Source organism: Polaribacter sp. KT25b (genome assembly GCF_900105145.1).
Lineage (GTDB): Bacteria > Bacteroidota > Bacteroidia > Flavobacteriales > Flavobacteriaceae > Polaribacter.
Map to the genome: position 1 here is coordinate 1,682,868 of NZ_LT629752.1, position 18,062 is coordinate 1,700,929.

Sequence of the window (18,062 nt, forward strand, 5' to 3'; positions counted from 1 at the left end):
TAACAACTGTAATTTATTTTTCATATTTCACTTCTTCTCCAAATGCTATAAAAACAAGAGCGTCAAAATGATTCAGTAATTTTGTTTTGTTATTTGGTAAATTGAAAATATACATATCATTAAAAATTTTATTTTTTAATTCAATGTTGTTTGATATTATTTTTTTCGAATCAAGAAAATAATTGCTTTCAAGAGAAGGCAAAAGAGATAAAATGTTCTTACTTTTTTTTCTAGCTTTTATGATGTTTTTTTCCTTTCTTTCAGGTAATCTTATTGAGCCAAAAGCAATATGATAAGAACTATTTGGATTTAGTTTTCTAAATTGATATCCCATAGTTTGTCCTTTCATTAAACCATTGTTAGATTTTGACATATGTCCATTAGCTAGCCAAACAATAAATTTTTTGCTTGGATTAGTTTTAACTAAAAAGTCAAGATTTTTAGCCATTTGTTTATCTCTTATTTTGATTCTATGCTTATCAGAATAGTTGTCTTTTACAGTATAAAGTTTAATAGCGCTTTCAATACTATTTAAAATTTGATTCCAAACCTTGTTTGTTTTAATTTTTTCATTCGTTTGAAGTTTTTGTATATAATTTTTTAAATAATCAACTTCTTTTTGAGATAATTCCTTTCTACTATTGTGCTGATTTTTTATAATTAGTTTAATAAGTCTTGTAAATTCTGTATTTAATTCAATTCCATCTTTTTTAAGAATTTCGGATAGTTTTTTTGTGAAATTTTGATATGAATATCTTGAATGTATTTTGTTGTCAAAACCCCAAATTGTGACACTATTTTCTTTAAGAAATTCGAAAAGTTCTTTACATTGTTTTGATTTACTCCACATTGTATATAAATTATGCTTGTCGTGGTCAAATAGCAAAGCAAAAAAATCACTCTCAAAAGCGATGTCCTTGTAACCGTGTTTAGTGACTAAATATTTTATAAATTCTGTTTTACCTAGGAAGTCAGAGCCACTATGATGAACAGCTTCTCCTAGAAATACAGTTTTTTTTTTACCAATATTTGTGTCAATTATTTCCTTAACTTGTTCTGTCAAAAGTTTGTCTATTGAATTCAATTCGTGAATATCTTTATTGATTTGAGAAAAGATAATTTGAATAGAAAAAAATAATGTTGATAGTAAAAATGCTTTTTTCATTATAGTTGTCAACGTTGTTGAATAAGCTTTGTAGCGTTGTTTAAGCAATGAATTTACTAAATAAAATACGAACGGCGAAATTCTGATTAATTAAATATTCAGGTTTACATAATTGAAGAAAATAAAACTTACATCATTGAAAATAGATTTAGAAATAACAATAAACTGCTCAATATTAGAAGTACAATATTTATTAATTTCCATATTCCATTTAAATGTTTTAAATTAATACTACTTATAATAACTGCTGAAATACTGAAAATTATACTAACAATTGTTGTGCTCCATCTTCCATCAAGAAAATCTGGGAAATAATTCTTAAAAATAGAAACTCTTTCAGCTTGTGTTGTTCCTAAATTACAAACATAAATCCATAAACTATAAATTATAAAAGGAATTATCAAGCAGATGAAACTAATTAAAGTTAAAATTTTCTTTTTGGTTTGATTTTTCATAATAAAATTAGTTTATTAATATTCCATTTTTTTGAATCAGAGTGTGTTCCGCCAATGAATGCCAATGGGCTTTTATATGGTTTGTTACGTGTTTCAAGCAACTAATTACCTACCAAGAAAGCTCGAGAGGACTTTGGTAAGTAGGCGATAAGCTAGCAATAAGATATACACAGTGTTTTAATAAGTAATTTATCGATTTTCAACTTTTTTATTCAACTTTTCTAAGTAGTTCAAGTATAACTCCGCTGAAACATCTTTCTCTTTATTAAATGCGTCTAAAAGTTCCTTTTCTTGACTCAATATTTCTTTAAGTCTATTTTTTGTCAAAACTTTTGTTTTATATCCTTTAGACGTATCTAAATAATAAATCTTATTCTTGCCATTTACACCTAAAATAATTGCTCCAATAAGTCCTCCTGTGTTAAATCCTGCTTGTCCTTGAATATTTTTCGGATATGATTCGTCTACTTTGAATGCACAGTACTTTCCTTTAACTAGAAGTTTAGAAAATTTATTCTTTGTTAGAAACTCAACATTAAAACGCATATTATAATATATTTCATTTTCAAAGGATATCGCGATGAGTTTATTTACTTTTTTAAATTTACATTCAGATTCAATATCGTCTACAGACAGGAATAATTCACTTCTTTTTTTTAAGTCTATCGATTCCAATGGACAAGGTCGATTTAATTTGAATTGTTCAAAATTCACAAATACCCCATTATTTTCTTTAGACTCTTGGGCGTTTAAGTTTGATATTATTAAACCTACTATAAATATTCTCGTAATTATTATTTTCATTTTTTGAGATTTAGCTTTTATTAACCACAACGGTTTTGTACATGGTTGGTTGAGTGTTTAAGCACATAATTTAGCAAATAAAAACGGAAAAGAAAATTCGCGAAGAATTTAGCAAATAGGCTAGAATCAAGCAATAAATAATATAGAGTATTACAAGTAGTTTTTTACCTCATTCTAATTATATTTCCAGTTCCATTTCCTAAATTATGTGAAATTAACGCTAATAAAATACTTCCACTTTTTATTGTTATCCAACCCCAAATTAATCCATAAATCATTGTTATTAAGAAAGGTTGAATGTTGAAAGTTATAATGAGTTCAGTTGAAAGTGAAAGTCCGTGTTCTAATCCAAATAGTATTGCAGTTATCCAAACAGGTGTATTCAATATTAAGTTTTTACTTTTCAAAATTTTTGCCAAAAGTCCAAGCATAATTCCTCTGTAAGCAATTTCCTCGTTTATTCCTGGCATAGAAAATTGAAAGAAAAGTGTTTCCCAATTCAGTATTTTAGTTGGAGCAAAAAACATAAGCACAGTTTTTATTATTAAAAGTGAGGTAATTATTAAAATTCCTTTCTTTAAAAACTTACTTTCCTGTTTAAATGTTAAAAAATAATCTTTCAATGGATATTTTCTGTAAATTAATAAAAATGCTATAGCTCCAAATATGGCGTATATTTTTCCAACCCAATTCCAATTTGAATTCCAATTACTAATTCTTAATTTAGGATAAACCATTGGTAAAACAAGAGAAATTTGATTAATAAGAAAAAATATAATAAAAGCCATTAAAATTTCAAAAGTTTCTGATTTTCTATTTTTTAATGTAATCAGAATAATTGGAAATACTATTATTAGTTGAAGAAGATTTTCAGCGATTATTTTTGTCATACTACTTGTAACTGTTTTGTATATGGTTAGTTGTGTGGTTAAGCATTTAATTTAGCAAATAAAAACCGAATAGAAAACAGCGAGGTTTTTTGCAAGTATTTAATAACCAGTAAATTAATTAAACATCGTGTTGATTAACGTTATTTATAATATCTTCAATAGATATTCTTTCATTCCTGTTGTAGATGGCCTTTTAATATTTTTCTTTATTTCTTTGTTTTTATCAACTATAAAATATTGAGGAAAACCTGTATTAATTCCATATTCACTTAATAGAAGATTATATTGATTATCGCTAATTATTAAATTCTCACCTTTTAATTTATATTTTGTACTTAGTTTTTTCCAAGTATCTTGGTTAGATTTTGCAAAAAGATAAACAAAAACGATATTTTCATTTTTTAAACTTTCGTGTAAATTAACAGAATATGGAAATTCAGCAATACAAGGCCCACACCAAGTCGCACTTATGTCTACATAAAGTGTTTTTCCTTCATGTTTTTTAATTAAATCTGCTAATACATTATCAGAATTATTTATGGTAGATTTTTCTTTTTGAGCTGAGTTGCTTTTAAAACTTTCGTTTAAAATATTTGTTTTTATAAACTCATTTTTGATTTTCTTTAAGAACTGTCTTTTTAATAAATCAATATTTGGATCATCTCTAATTAAATCTTTCTGAGTCATTTGTTTAAATTCCCGATATAATACAATATCTTTTCCAAGATTTTTATACTTTTTAAATATACTGTCAGCTAGTAGGTTCGTTGCTTCTTCGTAGCTACCTTTTTTAAATAAGGTACGCATTTTGTTGAAATTTTCACGATTTCCTTTTACTATAGCTCCAATGTACAGATTAAAAACATCAATAGTAAATGATTTGTTATAATAACTGTTTATATTGTTTAAATCTGAATCATTAATTATTTTTTTTTCTGATAGAAAATGAGTTGGGAAAGGTTCATTCTTTAAAGCATAATTAATAAAACCATAAGTTTTTAATGTCTTTTTATCTGTTTTAATCCAAATATCTAGTAATGAGTCAGGTTTTTTGTCTAAAAAAATCATATCAGTAATAGAATCCAACTTTCTTTTAGTTTTAGAGTGCTCTTTTAAAAGAAGCTCAAATTCTTTACCGAAAATTGCGTCGAAATAATTATTTTTTATTTTGTAAGATGATTCGATATATTGCTGTAATAAATTGTTTCGGTTACTTCCTTTACCAGAAATAATTGTTTTATTCTTAACGTCAAAAATAAAATTTAAACTATCTAAGTAATTTACTAATAGTATAGTTCTTTTGTTTTTGTATTTTAATGTTATTTCATGTGGAGAATATATCGGAATAATTTTCTCAAATTTTCCATCCTTGTTTATTTTTATAGAAGACACTTCATCTTCGCCTGTCAGTACATTATATTGTGATATAAATAAAGTTCTATCATCAGTTAGCTTAAAGTTTTTTACTTTTCCAGTAAATTGAATAGTCCCAGCTTTAAAGAAATTTTCAGATGTAATTTTATTTTCTTTTTGTTTTCCACAGCTTATTATTAGAAAATTCATTATAGTAATTAAAGTAATTTTTTTCATTTTTCAATTTCATTTTTAATTTTTGCCAACCTGATTGTATAAGCTTTGTTGCGTGTTTAAGCTATAAATTTAGTAAATAATTAGTTGCCAATAAAATACTTCAGGATTTTGGTAAATCTGCTCTAAACTAGCAATTAAGTTTGTAGAGTGTTGTGTGTAGTGCTTTTTCACAGGTTACATTCATCGGTTTTTATACTTTTTTATTTGTCAGTTCTCAAATAATCAATCGATTATAAAATGTAAATATGTCAGTAATTTAGATTAAAATATGTCAATAATTCATTAATATGTCAAAATTTCAGAGAATTAAGTGGTTTTTTGCATAAAAACTGGTTCTGTTTGTTTTGGTATTTTTTTTGTTTTATTGAACCCGAAATCAATTAAGATTTCAAATTTGAAATAATGTTTAATTTAAATTTTTTAATTATGAGCAATTTAGTTAGTGTTCCTAAAAATGGAAGTTTAGCGAACAGCAATTCAAATCAAAACTTCCCAAATTTATCAAGTTGGTTAGATGATATCTTTAATAGAGACCTACCGTCAGTATTCACTTCGAATTTTAATACTGGAATTACTTTACCCAAAGTAAATATTAAAGAAACTGCCGATGCTTTTATAGTTGAAATGGCAGTTCCAGGTCTAAAGAAATCAGATTTCCAAATTGACCTCGATAATCAATTATTATCTATTTCTACGGAAACAAAGGAAGAAAGTGAACATAAGGAAGAAAATTATACTCGTAGAGAGTTTGGTTATTCTTCGTTCAAAAGAACCTTTAATTTACCAGAAAGTGTAAACGATGAAAAGATTAATGCAAATTATGAAGATGGTATTTTAAATATTCTTTTACCAAAAAAAGAAGAGGCTAAACAAAAACCAGCCAGAAGCATTAAGATTTCATAATTGTTTCACTAAATTTTAGAGTAAAATATTTAGAGGATGCTGATTTTTCTGCATCCTCTAAATAATAACTTGAACTTAATATGTAAAAGTGATGAAAAAGTATATTTTATTATTTATAGTTAGCTTGTTAACTGTTAGTTGTAAAGGGCAAGAAAATGAAACTAAAAAAGATGAAAAAGAAAAAAATCAAACTAATATAGTTGAAGAGCCTAAAGGTAATTGGAAAGTTGATAAAGAATTTGATGAAAACGGAAACTTAATTAGATATGACAGTATTTATTCTTGGTCTTCCAACAATAATTTTGATAATCTCTCATTGTCTGATAAAGATAGTTTGATGCAATCTTTTAAATCACGATTTTTCTCAAACTATTCAGTATTTGAAAATCAAGGATTTGAAAATGTTTTTTCTCAAGATTCACTTTTCAGCAAACATTTCTTTAATGATGATTTTTTCGGAAGTAACTTTGGAAAGGACTTTATGGACATTGATAAGTTAAGGCAACAAATGATTTCGAGACAGAAGAAATTTTTAGAAAAATATCAGTCGGAATTTATCAAACCTGAAGACGAAAACTAAATAGTTTTCGTCTTTTTTTCTTCCGTGTTAGATTGTTTTTGCATTACACACAACGAGTTTTAATATGCTTTGTTGCGTATTTAAGCGCCTAATTTACTAAACAAATTACCAAATAGAAAATCCGCTAGAATTTTTGTAAGTAGGGGAGAACTAGCAATTAATTATGCAAAATGTTGTAAAACGTTATTTAGCCTTAAAAAATTCAATCTTAAATTCCTTTTTTTCCAAAAAAAATTTCAAAATATAAGAGTTTGATGTAGAAGAAACTGCTTGATATCTATATTTTTCTCCTGGTTTACTCATTACGCTTTTTATGGGATCATTGCTGTCTTTAAATATTAATTCAAATTCACAGTCATTTTTCCATTTTATATCTAACATTGCATAGGTTCTTCCATTATTCATTCTTTCAAGAAACATATTGTCTTTTATTGTTACAAAAGTGGTATCTTTTGTTTTAGTACTGGTATTAAAATCCAAGTAGAAAAATTCTCCATTCTTAAGATTAGAGCAATCAAGGTTTTTTTCAGGGACAAAATCTTTTTCAAATTTGTTTTCTTCAGGAGTTAGTTTTTCCAAAGCATAATCACATTCATTCATTAATTTATCACCTATTTCAAGTCCTAATTTATCAAAATCTAATTCCTCAATTGATTTAATTTTATATGCTTTATATATTTCCTTCATATTGTCAATAAGTACTTTTTCAAAGCATGGATTCATTTCTTCAATTGTTTTTATTTGTTCTTTTTCAAGACATTTACATATTTTTTTAGCAAGTTTTTCAGGCATATCTTGACTAAAAATGGAATTAGAAAAAAATAGAACTAAAAATAATAATATTAAGGGTTTCTTCATAGTTTTTTTATGTTTTACGACGGTGTTGTATAAGCTTTGTTGCGTAGTTTAATCACTAAATTTAGCAAATAAAACACGAACGTCCAAATTCCGGAGGAATTTTCCAAGTGAGCCAAAACCAGCAATTAATTTTTATACTATGTTGGCAACTGCTTTGTTATTTAGATGTTTTGAATTCTATTAAATATGATTTCAATGGGATGTTTTCTTCTGTTCTAAAATTGGTTGTAATAAATATTTGATATTCTTTATTAGGTTCCAAGTTTACAGGTATTGTCCAAGATGTGTTATCTTTTCCCCAATTTCTTCCAATCAACGTTCCTTTTTAAAATGCAACCTCTCCCAAGCTTCCAAAAGCTACACTTGTGTTGTGTCCATTTAAAGATTGTGAGAACTCAATAGTTATTTCATTAGTTTTCGGACTAACAATTTGAGCTTTATTTTTTAAATTGCTTAATTCCAATAGCAATAGGACGTTTGCTATCAAATATTTGATAAAGCTTGTCAAGTGGTATAGAAAAAAAATTAGTTCTATTTACAAAATCTACAATTTGATTTTCATTCGTGTAGTCTAATTCAATCATTTCTTTAATTGCTGATTGTTTGTCTTTCGCATTTTTTCTATACTTTCATTCAATTCGGGGACATAAACTTCTGTTTTTAGAGTATTTTTACGAACAGAATTCCAAAATTTTGGATAATTATTTATTGAGTTTATATAATTTTGTGGGGTATAATTTCTTGCTTGTCTAATTCCTTCCAAATCTTCAGTTCCTTTTTGAAAGTATAAACTGTCAAGATTTGTTGTCACAGTATTTTATTCAATTTGATTAATTTTCAGTCCGTAATAAAATTCAATTCCGATAAATATTTTCATTGTTTTAGAATCATATTCTTTTTCAGTTAAACTTTTATTCAGACTTTCAGAAACTACGATAAGAGCAATGTCAATAATTTCTTTATAACCATTAAGAAGTTCTTTTACTTTCGGTTTTTGTGATTTTTCTATTAAACAATCCAAAAAGTTTTCATTCAATTTATTTTCAGTCCATATTTTATTATACAATTCGGATTTTTTTAGGACAATCAAATATTTATTTATGTTCTTACTTTCAGATATTTTTCGTGGGTATTCTTTAAAACTTTCAACATATTCTTTATAAGAATTTCCAACATTATTTTTTTCGTTTATTTTTAATATTTCTTTTTCAAATAATTCACAGCCTCTGTTCAATAATTTTATTTCGTTTTTAGTTAAATAATTACTCAATGAATCTGCATAATCAACTTGTGATTGATTTTCAGTTTTACAATTAAAAAATATAATCGTAATTATAAGAAGTGTCAGTTTTTTCATATTATGTAAAACATGTTTATATATAGTTTGTTACTTGTTTTAAGAACCTAATAGAAAATCCGTGTGGATTTCAGTAAGTAGGGGAGAACTATCAATAAATTATACACCTTGTTGTACTGCGTTTATTTCATTTTTGATGTAAATATATCCTTAATAGTATCTAATTCTTTTTTGTACTTTAAATCTGTTCTAGATGCAAAGTATAAGGTGTTTTCCGTTTTTACTTTGCCTTCCCAAACTAATTTTATTTTATTTGTTAAAATTTGTTCTTGACATAAAAAATCTGGAACTAAGGCCAATCCGTTTCCATTGTTTAAACATCTTATTATAGAAGTAATATTAGGCAAAATATAGTTTGGTTTAAAAGCAGGTTTCTTATTAAAATTTTCAAACCAAAAACGTCTAAAATGTTCCATTTCGTTTGAGGAACTATACCAAATATTTTGAAGTAGTTCGGCTTCTAACTTACTTAAATTGTTTGATTCTATGTGTTTTTGTATTTTAGTTACATTGGTTTTATTTCCTGCTATTAAAACGATTCTTTCTTTTGAAAAAGGAATATACTCAACTAATGATTTTTTTTCATGCTGTTTTTTAGGTGTTATTACTAAATCTAAAATGCCGTTGTTTAGGTCTCTTATTAAATCTGTATGTGCTCCAAATCTAGCTACTAGGTCAAAGTCTAGTTTTGGAATTTCTGGCTCAATAATGAGTTGAAACATTTCAGAACACATTCCTACATTTAAAGATGGATTTTTTTCTTGCGTTGTTTTTTTAAAATGCTGTTCTGCTATCTCCAATTTTTTTAAAGATTCAATAATATATTCATATAAAAATTTCCCGTCTTCTGTTGGAATCATTTTTCTCGAAGTACGTTCAAATAGTTTTTTGCCAACATAAGCTTCTAAAGCATTTAAGTGTACACTAACTCCAGGTTGAGAAGCATATAAAGCAATAGAAGCTTTGGTCAAAGTTCCGTTTTCATATATTTCTTTAAATGTTCTGTACCATTCTAAATTTACCATAACTATTAAAATATTGATACAAAGGTATGATTTGTATTATTTTTACAATAATAAATATTGCTTTAGTTTTGCCCATATAAAATAAGAGACAAATGAAAAACATATTTATAATTAATGGAAGTCATCCATTTGCACATTCTGGTGGAAGATTTAACGAAACACTTTTCAACAAAACTATTTCATATTTTGATACACATGAGGGATTTGAAGTGAAATTTACTCAAGTAGGTGAAAATTATAATGTGAAAGAAGAAGTTGAAAAATTTAAGTGGGCTGATATAGTGATTTATCATACTCCAATTTGGTGGTTTCAAATACCGTTTGGATTCAAAAAATATATAGATGAAGTTTTTACTGAAGGTCATCAAAATGGAATTTATGCAAGTGATGGAAGAAGTAGAAAAAATCCAAACATCAATTACGGGACTGGTGGTTTAATGCGTGGAAAAAAATATATACTAACTACAAGTTGGAATGCACCTAAAACCGCATTTACTTTAGAAAATGAATTTTTTAATCAAAAAAGTGTAGATGAAGGTGCTATGTTTGGGTTTCACAGAATGAATGCTTTTACAGGAATGGAATTATTAGCAACACATCATTTTCACGATATGGAAAAAAATGCAGATGTTCCTTTTGAGTTGAATAATTACAGTGTTTTTTTAAATGATTTAATGATTAATTTGTAATTTATCTGGTTTCGTTTCTAAAATGCAGTACAATGTGTTGTGTAGGATTAGTTGCGTGGTTTAAGCACTAAATTTAGTAAATAAATCACAGATAGAAAATCCGCAAGGGTTTTTGTAAGTAGGGGAGAACTAGCCATTAATTATATAGGATGTTAGTTGTTCGGCATTATTTCTGTTTTAAAGAAGCCTAACTTTTTTTAACTGAAATTCTAGTTCTTCTTCATTCCGTAATATTATAATTGTTATTTCATCAGTTCCTTTTGGTATAATACCATCGTTAAAGTAATCACACTTATTGTTATCAGTAATGTTCGTAAAATCAATATTATTTATCTGTAATATTTGGTCTCCAAATTGTAAAACTTTTGATGCTTCTGTATCATTATATATAAAATCTACAAATACCTTGTTTTCATTAAAATTAGGGTTGAAACCAAAATGGTTTAATTCTGTATTATTAGAAGTACTTTCTTGAAGAACCATTTTGACGTTTCGTTCTTCCCAATTTAAAATCAATCTATAATTTTTAAAAAATAAAATTCCGAGGTTTGTTTTGCCATCTTTAACCCTCATCACCTTATTTTTTATAATATGATCACCTATTTTTATTTCGTCTATTTTTGCAGAAAACTCATTTTTTTTCTTGCCCTTCCCATACATACCAATACCAGAATATCCTGAACCAGAAATATACTTTGTGATTTTTTTAGATTTTTTTTGTTTTAAAAAATCTAAATACGATAAATGTGACGTAGAATTGTTACCTAAATCAATCATATTATTCAATGCTTTATCACCATTTATATAGCTAATAATAGATGGTTGACTAACGGCAGTACCTATAAACATTTTTGATTCTATAGCATCCTTCGGAATATTTAATTTCTGTTCATTATCTGTTATGGTAATTATTTGATTTTTAAAATCGAAATCCCATACAGCAAATCGCATTAGATTAGAACCAATAAAACCATCGGCATTTAAACAAGCAAGTTCACCACTATTAAAATCTGATATAGCCGCAATAGTATTCTTAAAATTAAGACCTCCTATTTCAATATCGTCTATTTTTGTATAGTTAAGTAGTTGGCTAGTTTTGTGAATATCAGTTACATTTTCACTTCCTAAAGACTTAACGTTAAGCTTTTCTGCCAATTCTTTAGAAAGCACGTTAGAAGCTCCAGTGTCTAAAATAAAGTCATATTTTTCATTTTCAATAGTTACTTTAAGAATAATAAGTCCTTTACGGTATTCAAAAGGTATGGTAGTTTTAAAGTCTTCCTGAACGATATTTCCTTGTTTAAGGGTTTTATTAATTTTTGAAGATGCACAACTAGTTAATAAAGTAAGTACAATAAGTGTGAATAGTAGTTTGATGTGTTTCATAAATTGATCTAGTGTTTATTAATCTTTTTAGTTTAGAAATAAGTATTACTTTATCCTTTCATATTAATAGACGCTGATTTTTTTAAAATGGTTGCCTTAGTTGATTGTTTTTTTGCTGACAACGTTATTGTATAAGATTAGTTGCCTTATTTAATCAATGAATCTAATAAATAAAAAACACGAACGGCGAAATTCTAAAGGAATTTCCCAAGTGAGCCAAAACCAGCAATAAAGTTTATACGTTGTTTGTTACTTGCAGTATTACTTTTTAATCCAATTTTTTAAAGATTCTTTCAATTCTTTCTCATTGCAAGATTCAAAATCAGGAATAATTCCATCTTTAAATTTTTTTCCATTATAATTTTTCCAAAATCCAGTTGTTAAAATTAAAAAGTCTCCATTTTTCATTTCAATGGAAGTATTATTTGTAGTATAACCAAATGTTTTAGTTCCAAAAAATTTCACATTTTCATTATTCGTTAATGCAATAGCTGTAGCTTCTGCTGAACTTGCTGTTCTATTATTAATCAAAACAGCAATTTTAATGTTATTATTTTTCAATTTATAATCAAATGGTTTTTCTAAATATTTTTTTGTTTTGTTTATGTTTTTATAATAGATTTTACTGTTTTCCTTTCTCCAAATATTCTCTTTTTCTTTTTTCACAGTATAACCTAAAATTCCATTATTAAAAAAAGGAGTTAAAGAAATAATCATTGGCCACATATCACCACCACCATTATTCCTTAAATCAATTATCCAACAATTTAATTCTTTCTGGTCTTGTAATTTAATAGCTTCAATTCGTTTATTTATATATTTTCGTGCTTTTGTTATTGTTTCTTTTAGACTTGTTTTTGATGGTGTGAAATAATCTATTTTTATATAACCAGTTTTTTCAAAATCTTGAAATATTTTTTTAGACTTAAATTTTCCATGTAAAGAAGACTTTGTGTCTTTTTTAAAGTATCTCGAATGTGATTCTCCATTTAAGGATAATGCTTCTATTATAGCAGAATCTTTTGATATTTTGGATTTTTCAAGAACTTTCTTTTCAAAAAGAACCCAATTAATTGAATCTTTGTTGATTGAATTTTTCTTAAATTCTTTGATTAGTTCTTTGTAAAATTTTAAATCTTTATTAGAAATTTTTTCTTGTGAAAAAGATAAATCTAAACTTAAGAAATAAAGTATAATTAATAATATCGTTTTCTTCATATTACAGGTAACGGTTTTGTTTATTGTTAGTTACTGTGTTTAAGCAATAAGTTAGTTAATAATTACAGACAAAGAAAATCCGATAGGATTTTTGTAAGTAAGCAAAAAGCAAGCAATTAATTTTGTACGGTGTTGGCTTTAGTATTATTCGTTTTTCCAATTTAATTCTTTCATTATTTCCTCAAACGTGTAATTTCCAGATATCAATATTTTTCCTTTCTCGTTTATGTAACCGTGTTCTGAGCATTCAATCGAATAATGATTGCAACCATTTTCGTGCTTTTCCTTTTTCCAATATACTTTTTTGCATTTATTTCCAAAAATTGCTCTGTTTTTCCTAAATGAAGTAACTATTTCAAATTGGTGATTTATTATTATTTCTCCTTTTTCATTCGCAAAACCAATTTTATTATTCTCGTTAATTATTCTGATCTTATTTTCTATTAAACTGTCAGGTGAAGGTTCCCCATTTACTGAATTATATACTTGAAAAAGTATGTTTTCATTTGAGTCAATTGCAGACCAACCGTTTTCTCCTTTTATTCCAAAAACCGCAAAATATTTCAAAGAATTTTCCTCCAAAAAAATATAGTATTTTGAAGTGTCTAATTTCTGTAATATATTTTCTTTTTCATCTACAAGATAGTATTGATTTTTAGTTTCATATTTTTCTTCAGTTTTAACTTTAAATTTCTTTTGAGAGAAAACGTTAATTGAAATAAATATTATTATAAAGAATAGGATGTTTCCTTTCAAGTTTTTCATTCGATTTTTTATTACTGCCAACGTTGTTGTATAAGTTTTGTTGCGTTGGTTTTGCAGTAAAGTTAGTAAATAATTAAGAACCAAGAAAGTCCGCGAGGACTTTCTAAAGTAGGCTAGAACTAGCAATTAATTTTACACGATGTTAGGCACATGCAATTTTTTAGTTCAAATTTTCTAAAAAGTCAATTAATGGTAAAATTCCTTTATTATTTTCTTTTTTTCTTTTTTCTATTGAATAATACATCACGCAAATCATAAAAACTGTGAAAACAACGTGAATAATTATCCTTAGAGTTATTGATACATTAAATTTTTGTAAAACATCAATGTAGCCTATATTTATTCCTAAAACCAATAAAAATGTATAGAACCACATATATTTTGATGTAGTTAACATTCGTTGCTTTAGTTTATGAATAAGGTTTTTTATATACTTATGATTATTTAATTCAGCATCATTGCTTATTAAGCTATACTTACTTCTATAAGATTGGATTAGTATCATTATCATACCAAAACCAATGATAAGGATAGATATTAAATAATAAATATTTGAGAGTATAGGAAGTAATGTTGCTAAAACTATTATCGTAATTGGAACAGCAACGAGTAAAATGATTCTTTCTAATTTTCCTTTCTTTTCAATTTTGTTTAAATGAGTAACCAACTTACCGAAATCTAAAGGTGTCGATTTTTCTTCTTTCCAAAGGTTTTGCCAATTTGTAATATCTTTCTCCATAATTATTTGAGTTTTTTTCTCAATATTTTTTTAATTCTATTTATTCTAACTCCAACATTCGAAGTTTTTAATCCTGTTATATTTGAAATGTCGTCATAACTACAATTCTCTAATAATAAACCTATAATTATTCTATCTATTTCTTTAAGTAATGAAATGGATTTATAGAGTTTTTTTACTTCTTGTTCTTTATCAGTTGCGTTCAAGTTCTCAATTTCGTAATGAGGAATATTGGGTTGATATGCTATCTCTTTTTTGTTTAATTTGGTTTTTCGATTCAGCGTTAAGAGTGCTGTGTTTGTTGTAATTCGGTAAATCCAAGTATCTATATTACTCTCATTTCTAAACGTGTCTAAATTATTCCAAACTTTTATAAGAACTTCTTGAAATAAATCATCAGCATCCGTTTTATTTCCCATAAACCCTAAACAAAGCCGATAAACTTTATCCTTTGATTGCTCATAGACTTGTTTAAATTTTTGTTCTTTATTCTTCATAATTTATAAATGCTTCAACCGAATTAATAAACCATTTAGGTTCGTCCCACATTATAAAGTGTTTGGCTGTTTCTGCAACTATAATTTCGCAATTAGCTGCTTTTGAAAATTGATTTTTATAGTTTGCTTCAACTGTTTCTTTTGTTATTCCGTAATCTTTTGCTCCATACCAACTTCCAAATACAAGGATAGGAATTTTTACTTTTTCAATACCATCTCTTAAATCTGTTGTCATAAGTTCAAACATTGCTTGTGCCATTGTATTTCTGTCTGATTGTATAGACCATTTATTCGCCAACTGAATATTTGTGGAATCAGTTATCATAGTGGGCATCGTCATTTTTTGTTGTTGAATAAATTGACTATCAGAAGTTGATAGCATCATTTCTTTCATCATTTTTGCTTGTGGAATCACATTTTCTACGGTTGCATTTGGGTTATGAGCTGCTGACATAAATGGGTATGAGTCTACAATTATAATCTTTTTCAATAATTTAGGTTGAGAACTTGCAATTGAAAGTGATAAAAAACCACCCAAACTATGTCCAATTAATATTGGTTTTTCATTGAGTTCATCCTGAACATACTTTATAATTTCGTTTTCAATAATTGGTAAGTAACCATTTTCGAGTGAAATTGCACTTTGATTAGCAAATCCTGCTAAAGTTAAAATATGACATTCAAAATTTTTCTCTAATGTATCTGTTGTTTCTTCCCATACTTTACCAGAAGATGCCAATCCTGGAATTAAAATTATCGGTTTCCCTTGCCCTTTAATTTCAATATTGAAAGAATATTTTTCAGATTGAGAGTAAGTTGTTGTTTGATAACAAAAGATGACGAATAGAATTGCTAATTTTTTCATTGTAAATGTTTTTATGATTTACTCTTTAGATTAGCAAAAGGTAATTTTATTACACTTTTTCAATTATTTTTTTATTTATTTCGATTTTTAAGGTTTCGTGAGTGCTTGTGCCCAAAGTTGTTGTATAAGATTAGTTGCGTGTTTCAAGCACCTAATTTAGTAAATACAAACCTAATTTAAAATCTGCTAGGATTTTTGTAAGTAGGCTAGAACTAGCAATAAATTATAAACGCTGTTACCACCAGTATTTAATCAATTAGAGTATAATTCTTTATAAACTCTTTCCAATTAACTCCAAATGGTATTTTTAAATATTTATTATCAGGTGAAATCAAAATTTTTGTTGGATAAGCAGATACTTTAAATAATTGTGTTATTTGTTTATTTATTTCAGAGACTGGAAATGTATAATTATTCTTATTCATAAATTCCTCTAATTTTTTTGAGTTATAGGAAAATGAATAAAATTTTATCTTTGAATCTAATTTTTTATTGTATTCTTTTGCAACTTTGTCAAACTCTGGTAGTTCTTTAATGCAAGGCGCACACCAAGTTCCCCAAATATCAATATAAACCCAACTATCTCTTTTTTTAGATAAATCTAATATTTCTTCTTTAAATTCAACTTTAATTTTGGGAACTTCTAGCATTTTAGAATTAAGATAATTAGACCAAATAGTTTTAAAAGTTTTATTTTTAACTATTTGGTTATAGAAACCTTTTAAATTTTTTAAATTTTCATTTGTGGCTTGTATATAGGTTTCCTCTAGCAACATATCTAATGCTATTTCCTGTTTACCATTTTTACTTAAAAAATTAATGTATTTTTTTTTGTAGTTTATATTTTTTAGATCGTTAACCAATAAATAGGCATCATAAAAATACCCTGACTTATTTTGTAAATCAGTTTGGTCTGGGCTATATTTTGAAGCATTTTTAATAGATTCTTCTGTTTTGTTCTTTTCAAAAAGAAGATTGTAATTATATGCTAATAAAAATCTATAATAAGCACGCTCTTCTTTAATTCTACGGTTTCCTTTAGCAGGGTTATTTATTAGTGGGTTTAAAGATAAATTTAAGACTATTTTAGAGAGAATTTTATCCTTAAGTTTTGAACTGCCAATTTCTTTATCTTCAAATTCTTTAACAATTAAAAGTCCATATAATTCTATTTTTGAGTTATAATTTGTAGAATCAGATAATTTTGCATAATACGTTTTTAATAATGAATCTGCTTTATCTGATCTATTTATTTTAAAAGATTTATTCCATAAGTAGATAGGTTCTATTATTTTTTTTATTGAGATTTTATCTTTTTTATAAAGCTCATTTAAAAATACGGTTTCATTTCCTTTACCTTTATTTCTAAGAATAGTTTGAGCTAATGAATGATGCAATCTATCAATAAAAAAAGGTTGAAATATTTCATTTAGTTTTTCGGAAGATTTTATTGCTTCTTCAGGATTTTCTTTTTCCCATAAATCAGGTAATGAGTTTGTTAATTCAAAAGCTTCTTTAGGGATTTGAGAATAAACTAAAACATTTATTGCCAGGAGTAATACTAATAGGATTCTTTTCATACGTTTTGTATTATACTGATATAGCTTGACTTTTTTTTAGTTTAATTTATACCGTTTAAAAGATTTTTATAGCCGTTTAGAACGGCAAAAAAATAATTAGAACTAAGTTCTTTCTAAATTATAAGTTCAGGTAAATTTACATTATTTCTACAATATGATTTGTATTTGATGTTTTGATTTAAATGTACTTCTGCAGGTTTTCTTAAATAGAGGCTAAGATGAGACCTCAAATTATTATAAATATCTACAGCTTGTGCTACGATTTTCTGAGCGATATCAGTTTTTTAATGGTCTTTTTTAAACCGTATTCATATTTCAAAGTTCTATTAATACGTTAAGCAACAGCGTTTTCATAAGGGTAGTATTGCTCTGTCATACTCATTTTAATTCCATTACTTTCGGCAAATTCGGTGTATTTAGGATTGCAGTATTGAAACCCTCTGTTAGAATGATGTATAAGTTTTTGATTTGTATATTTTCTATTTTTAATAGCCATAGCTAGGGCATCTGTGCAAAGTGATGTTCTTATATGGTTATCTAATTTGTATCCCATAATTTGCTTAGAATAGCATCAGTAACGATAGCCAAATAGTTATGTCCATTTTCAGTTTTAATATATATAATATCACTAACCCAAAGTTGTTTTACTAAGATTGTTAGCGTGTTGTATTTATTCATTCTTTTTCTTTCTAATAT

General features: G+C 26.4%; 21 protein-coding genes and 1 pseudogene. 3 read left to right on the forward strand and 19 right to left on the reverse strand.

What is annotated here, in order from left to right:
• Positions 1 to 13: 13 nt before the first annotated feature.
• The 5 genes from BLT70_RS07165 to BLT70_RS07185 all read right to left on the reverse strand — a co-directional run bounded on the left by BLT70_RS07165 (position 14) and on the right by BLT70_RS07185 (position 4,904).
• Positions 14 to 1,165 (reverse strand): erythromycin esterase family protein, encoded by a 1,152-nt coding sequence (locus tag BLT70_RS07165; protein ID WP_091893023.1) that lies wholly within the window; start codon positions 1,163 to 1,165, stop codon positions 14 to 16.
• Positions 1,166 to 1,293: 128 nt separating this feature from the next.
• Positions 1,294 to 1,620: a hypothetical protein gene (locus tag BLT70_RS07170; protein WP_091893025.1), complete on the reverse strand. Its 327-nt coding sequence runs from the start codon at positions 1,618 to 1,620 to the stop codon at positions 1,294 to 1,296.
• A 189-nt stretch (positions 1,621 to 1,809) separates the two neighbouring features.
• Positions 1,810 to 2,424, reverse strand: coding sequence for a DUF6563 family protein (locus BLT70_RS07175; protein WP_091893027.1), 615 nt, complete (start codon positions 2,422 to 2,424; stop codon positions 1,810 to 1,812).
• Positions 2,425 to 2,588: 164 nt separating this feature from the next.
• Positions 2,589 to 3,314, reverse strand: a complete 726-nt coding sequence (locus BLT70_RS07180; protein ID WP_091893029.1) for a CPBP family intramembrane glutamic endopeptidase — start codon at positions 3,312 to 3,314, stop codon at positions 2,589 to 2,591.
• Between the two features lie 144 nt (positions 3,315 to 3,458).
• Positions 3,459 to 4,904, reverse strand: a complete 1,446-nt coding sequence (locus BLT70_RS07185) for a redoxin family protein (protein WP_091893031.1) — start codon at positions 4,902 to 4,904, stop codon at positions 3,459 to 3,461.
• Positions 4,905 to 5,330: 426 nt separating this feature from the next.
• Between BLT70_RS07185 and BLT70_RS07190 the strand changes: the two genes are divergently transcribed.
• Together BLT70_RS07190 and BLT70_RS07195 are read left to right on the forward strand one after the other, a co-directional pair.
• Positions 5,331 to 5,807, forward strand: a complete 477-nt coding sequence (locus BLT70_RS07190; protein ID WP_091897506.1) for an Hsp20/alpha crystallin family protein — start codon at positions 5,331 to 5,333, stop codon at positions 5,805 to 5,807.
• Between the two features lie 91 nt (positions 5,808 to 5,898).
• On the forward strand, positions 5,899 to 6,387 hold the full coding sequence (locus tag BLT70_RS07195; RefSeq protein WP_091893033.1) for a hypothetical protein: 489 nt from the start codon (positions 5,899 to 5,901) through the stop codon (positions 6,385 to 6,387).
• A gap of 183 nt (positions 6,388 to 6,570) precedes the next feature.
• Here the strand turns inward: BLT70_RS07195 and BLT70_RS07200 are convergent, their stop codons facing one another.
• From BLT70_RS07200 to BLT70_RS07215, 6 genes are all read right to left on the reverse strand, one after another.
• The gene (locus BLT70_RS07200; protein ID WP_157691850.1) at positions 6,571 to 7,245 is read right to left on the reverse strand and encodes a hypothetical protein; all 675 of its coding nucleotides are present in this window, start codon (positions 7,243 to 7,245) and stop codon (positions 6,571 to 6,573) included.
• Positions 7,246 to 7,402: 157 nt separating this feature from the next.
• On the reverse strand, positions 7,403 to 7,561 hold the full coding sequence (locus BLT70_RS17115; RefSeq protein ID WP_157691851.1) for a hypothetical protein: 159 nt from the start codon (positions 7,559 to 7,561) through the stop codon (positions 7,403 to 7,405).
• Between the two features lie 121 nt (positions 7,562 to 7,682).
• Entirely contained in the window at positions 7,683 to 7,829 is a 147-nt protein-coding gene (locus BLT70_RS17120; RefSeq protein ID WP_157691852.1) for a hypothetical protein, read from the reverse strand.
• On the reverse strand, positions 7,826 to 8,056 hold the full coding sequence (locus tag BLT70_RS07205) for a hypothetical protein (RefSeq protein WP_091893037.1): 231 nt from the start codon (positions 8,054 to 8,056) through the stop codon (positions 7,826 to 7,828). The genes BLT70_RS17120 and BLT70_RS07205 overlap by 4 nt, the downstream gene beginning before the upstream one ends.
• Positions 8,057 to 8,062: 6 nt before the next feature.
• Entirely contained in the window at positions 8,063 to 8,602 is a 540-nt protein-coding gene (locus tag BLT70_RS07210) for a hypothetical protein (protein ID WP_091893039.1), read from the reverse strand.
• Positions 8,603 to 8,724: 122 nt separating this feature from the next.
• The gene (locus tag BLT70_RS07215; protein WP_091893042.1) at positions 8,725 to 9,627 is read right to left on the reverse strand and encodes a LysR family transcriptional regulator; all 903 of its coding nucleotides are present in this window, start codon (positions 9,625 to 9,627) and stop codon (positions 8,725 to 8,727) included.
• Between the two features lie 92 nt (positions 9,628 to 9,719).
• Here BLT70_RS07215 and BLT70_RS07220 point away from each other — a divergent pair, with 92 nt between their 5' ends.
• Positions 9,720 to 10,316 (forward strand): NAD(P)H-dependent oxidoreductase, encoded by a 597-nt coding sequence (locus BLT70_RS07220; RefSeq protein WP_091893044.1) that lies wholly within the window; start codon positions 9,720 to 9,722, stop codon positions 10,314 to 10,316.
• A 177-nt stretch (positions 10,317 to 10,493) separates the two neighbouring features.
• Here BLT70_RS07220 and BLT70_RS07225 read toward each other — a convergent pair whose 3' ends face one another.
• The 8 genes and pseudogenes from BLT70_RS07225 to BLT70_RS07260 form a co-directional block, all read right to left on the reverse strand.
• Positions 10,494 to 11,702 (reverse strand): aspartyl protease family protein, encoded by a 1,209-nt coding sequence (locus BLT70_RS07225; protein ID WP_091893046.1) that lies wholly within the window; start codon positions 11,700 to 11,702, stop codon positions 10,494 to 10,496.
• Positions 11,703 to 11,963: 261 nt separating this feature from the next.
• Entirely contained in the window at positions 11,964 to 12,920 is a 957-nt protein-coding gene (locus tag BLT70_RS07230) for a S41 family peptidase (protein ID WP_091893047.1), read from the reverse strand.
• A gap of 144 nt (positions 12,921 to 13,064) precedes the next feature.
• Positions 13,065 to 13,685, reverse strand: coding sequence for a WG repeat-containing protein (locus BLT70_RS07235; protein WP_091893049.1), 621 nt, complete (start codon positions 13,683 to 13,685; stop codon positions 13,065 to 13,067).
• A 160-nt stretch (positions 13,686 to 13,845) separates the two neighbouring features.
• Complete coding sequence (locus tag BLT70_RS07240) at positions 13,846 to 14,424, reverse strand: hypothetical protein (protein ID WP_091893051.1); 579 nt, start codon at positions 14,422 to 14,424, stop codon at positions 13,846 to 13,848.
• Between the two features lie 2 nt (positions 14,425 to 14,426).
• Positions 14,427 to 14,921, reverse strand: coding sequence for an RNA polymerase sigma factor (locus BLT70_RS07245; RefSeq protein WP_091893053.1), 495 nt, complete (start codon positions 14,919 to 14,921; stop codon positions 14,427 to 14,429).
• Positions 14,911 to 15,786: an alpha/beta fold hydrolase gene (locus BLT70_RS07250; protein ID WP_091893054.1), complete on the reverse strand. Its 876-nt coding sequence runs from the start codon at positions 15,784 to 15,786 to the stop codon at positions 14,911 to 14,913. The genes BLT70_RS07245 and BLT70_RS07250 overlap by 11 nt, the downstream gene beginning before the upstream one ends.
• A 248-nt stretch (positions 15,787 to 16,034) precedes the next feature.
• A complete protein-coding gene (locus BLT70_RS07255) occupies positions 16,035 to 17,366 on the reverse strand; it encodes a TlpA disulfide reductase family protein (RefSeq protein ID WP_091893056.1) in 1,332 nt (443 codons plus the stop codon).
• A gap of 334 nt (positions 17,367 to 17,700) precedes the next feature.
• Positions 17,701 to 17,925: pseudogene (locus BLT70_RS07260) on the reverse strand (DDE-type integrase/transposase/recombinase); the annotation flags it as partial.
• Positions 17,926 to 18,062: the final 137 nt, after the last annotated feature.

Bases quoted from the DNA above. Each gene is read 5' to 3' on its own strand.
- BLT70_RS07165 (WP_091893023.1), bottom strand. From the start codon at position 1,165: ATGAAAAAAGCATTTTTACTATCAACATTATTTTTTTCTATTCAAATT.
- BLT70_RS07170 (WP_091893025.1), bottom strand. From the start codon at position 1,620: ATGAAAAATCAAACCAAAAAGAAAATTTTAACTTTAATTAGTTTCATC.
- BLT70_RS07175 (WP_091893027.1), bottom strand. From the start codon at position 2,424: ATGAAAATAATAATTACGAGAATATTTATAGTAGGTTTAATAATATCA.
- BLT70_RS07180 (WP_091893029.1), bottom strand. From the start codon at position 3,314: ATGACAAAAATAATCGCTGAAAATCTTCTTCAACTAATAATAGTATTT.
- BLT70_RS07185 (WP_091893031.1), bottom strand. From the start codon at position 4,904: ATGAAAAAAATTACTTTAATTACTATAATGAATTTTCTAATAATAAGC.
- BLT70_RS07190 (WP_091897506.1), top strand. From the start codon at position 5,331: ATGAGCAATTTAGTTAGTGTTCCTAAAAATGGAAGTTTAGCGAACAGC.
- BLT70_RS07195 (WP_091893033.1), top strand. From the start codon at position 5,899: ATGAAAAAGTATATTTTATTATTTATAGTTAGCTTGTTAACTGTTAGT.
- BLT70_RS07200 (WP_157691850.1), bottom strand. From the start codon at position 7,245: ATGAAGAAACCCTTAATATTATTATTTTTAGTTCTATTTTTTTCTAAT.
- BLT70_RS17120 (WP_157691852.1), bottom strand. From the start codon at position 7,829: ATGATTGAATTAGACTACACGAATGAAAATCAAATTGTAGATTTTGTA.
- BLT70_RS07210 (WP_091893039.1), bottom strand. From the start codon at position 8,602: ATGAAAAAACTGACACTTCTTATAATTACGATTATATTTTTTAATTGT.
- BLT70_RS07215 (WP_091893042.1), bottom strand. From the start codon at position 9,627: ATGGTAAATTTAGAATGGTACAGAACATTTAAAGAAATATATGAAAAC.
- BLT70_RS07220 (WP_091893044.1), top strand. From the start codon at position 9,720: ATGAAAAACATATTTATAATTAATGGAAGTCATCCATTTGCACATTCT.
- BLT70_RS07225 (WP_091893046.1), bottom strand. From the start codon at position 11,702: ATGAAACACATCAAACTACTATTCACACTTATTGTACTTACTTTATTA.
- BLT70_RS07230 (WP_091893047.1), bottom strand. From the start codon at position 12,920: ATGAAGAAAACGATATTATTAATTATACTTTATTTCTTAAGTTTAGAT.
- BLT70_RS07235 (WP_091893049.1), bottom strand. From the start codon at position 13,685: ATGAAAAACTTGAAAGGAAACATCCTATTCTTTATAATAATATTTATT.
- BLT70_RS07240 (WP_091893051.1), bottom strand. From the start codon at position 14,424: ATGGAGAAAGATATTACAAATTGGCAAAACCTTTGGAAAGAAGAAAAA.
- BLT70_RS07245 (WP_091893053.1), bottom strand. From the start codon at position 14,921: ATGAAGAATAAAGAACAAAAATTTAAACAAGTCTATGAGCAATCAAAG.
- BLT70_RS07250 (WP_091893054.1), bottom strand. From the start codon at position 15,786: ATGAAAAAATTAGCAATTCTATTCGTCATCTTTTGTTATCAAACAACA.
- BLT70_RS07255 (WP_091893056.1), bottom strand. From the start codon at position 17,366: ATGAAAAGAATCCTATTAGTATTACTCCTGGCAATAAATGTTTTAGTT.